The 1,719-nt window shown below is 35.7% G+C and carries 2 protein-coding genes; both read right to left on the bottom strand.

Going from position 1 to position 1,719, the window contains the following annotated elements; genetic code table 11:
- Positions 1-313 precede the first annotated feature (313 nt).
- Positions 314-1,423: an FtsW/RodA/SpoVE family cell cycle protein gene (locus tag GO685_RS05110; RefSeq protein ID WP_175937852.1), complete on the bottom strand. Its 1,110-nt coding sequence runs from the start codon at positions 1,421-1,423 to the stop codon at positions 314-316.
- Positions 1,420-1,719: class I SAM-dependent methyltransferase (locus GO685_RS05105; RefSeq protein ID WP_175937851.1), on the bottom strand; the 300-nt coding region annotated here is incomplete at its 5' end. The genes GO685_RS05110 and GO685_RS05105, both read right to left, overlap by 4 nt.

The raw sequence follows: 1,719 nt of genomic DNA, 5'->3' as shown, positions 1-1,719 counted from the left end.
ATTTCCTTCTTTTATATAATATGCCATTTGGTGTTTCTCTATTTTTAGCTAAGTTAAACTACCAGTTTTTGCTACATCTTTCCTTATTTTCCCATGACAAACTTTTTTCACAGAGACTAGGTATTTTATTAAGTTAGTGAGCATAAAAGTTATGTTAAAATACGATGTTTTGATGATTATGGAAAGCTGGATTCCAGTGTCCGCTACTGGGATGACAACGAAGGGCTATTTTCATGACATCTTCCTGGCAGGCTCGAATCACAGTGTTCATACAGTTGTAAGCGATACAGATTGGGCAGTCCTGACCACTAGTCTATATATTTCTAAACGCAATACGCTTACGAAATTTTAGTGTAATAGCTTGGTTTCTGCTAAAAGACAGCATTATGCCAAGTGCAATGCTTGAAGATAAAAGAGAAGAGCCGCCATAGCTAAGTAATGGCAAAGTTATACCAGTGGTGGGAAAAATGCTTAACGTTACCCCTATGTTTATTATAAATTGTGCGATAAATTGAATCGAAATACCGAGAATTGCCAGCAGATTGAATAATTCATTTTCCCTATATGCAACATAGAGTAAACGAGCGGAAATGGTGCCAAACAACATCAATGTGGCTAAACACATAACCAAACCAAATTCTTCTGCTAAAACAGAAAATACAAAATCTGTATGACTATCGGGAAGAGAGATTTTTACGCTACCTTCGCCAGGCCCAACACCGGTTAACTGGCCTTTTTTGAATGCTTCCAATGATTTTATAACTTGGAAATTATCACGCTGTGTAAAAAAGAGAAAATTGTAAACCCTTTGCTTTATATGCGGGAAACACAAGTAAGCCGCCGCAATTCCAGTTGTGACTATTCCTACTATGCATACAAAGTATAGAAGTGGTATACATGCAATAAACATTTGGCCGACAAAAGAATATGTCAAAAGCATAGACATACTGAAATCAGGCTGCAAAAGCAGCAATGTAAAAAACAACAAAAATATTATGATTGATATGTGAATTTTAAACTTCATTCCGCTAGCTAGGACACTAGCTATAACAACGGAAAAAAATGGCCTTACAAACTCAGATGGTTGAATTGAAATTTTGAAAATATGTGACCATCGTCTCGCGCCTTTTGTTTCCATGCCAAGTATTACCACAGCTACCATTAGAATAATAAATAGAGTAAAGCCCGCAAACGAGAGGTTAAGTATGGTTTTTATATTGAGAAAAGAAAATGTTACTAGGGCAACCAGTGACAGAACTATATAAACTGTATGGCGCTGTATAAAATAATTTTGCGGTAAAGAAAGGCGCTGTGCAATTGCAGGACTTGCCGAATGAACGAGAACGAAGCTTATAGTCAGCAAAAGGACTACTGGAATAATGAGATAATAATCTAGTGTTCTATACCAGAGTTTAATGTTCATTTTGTTCCAATGTGTAATGCCACTATTCCATAGCTCATATTATGAAACTCAACATTCTTAAAGCCTACTTCTTCAATTTCAATTTTAAACTCAGCTTGAGTTGGAAACTCTCTGATGCTTTTCACCAAATATTCATAGGAACTCTTATCTTTAGCAACTATGCTGCCAATTTTGGGAATTACTTTAAATGAATATAAGTCATAAAATTTGGTGAACATTTCATTTTGATAGTGCATAGGGGCAAACTCCAAGCAGATAAATTGCCCATTTGGTTTTAATACCCTGTATGCTTCACT

Origin of the sequence: Wolbachia endosymbiont of Madathamugadia hiepei, assembly GCF_013366855.1 — a bacterium.
Taxonomy (GTDB): domain Bacteria; phylum Pseudomonadota; class Alphaproteobacteria; order Rickettsiales; family Anaplasmataceae; genus Wolbachia.
The sequence above is the reverse complement of the archived record's forward strand: the minus strand, read 5'-3'. Positions and strand labels throughout refer to the sequence as shown.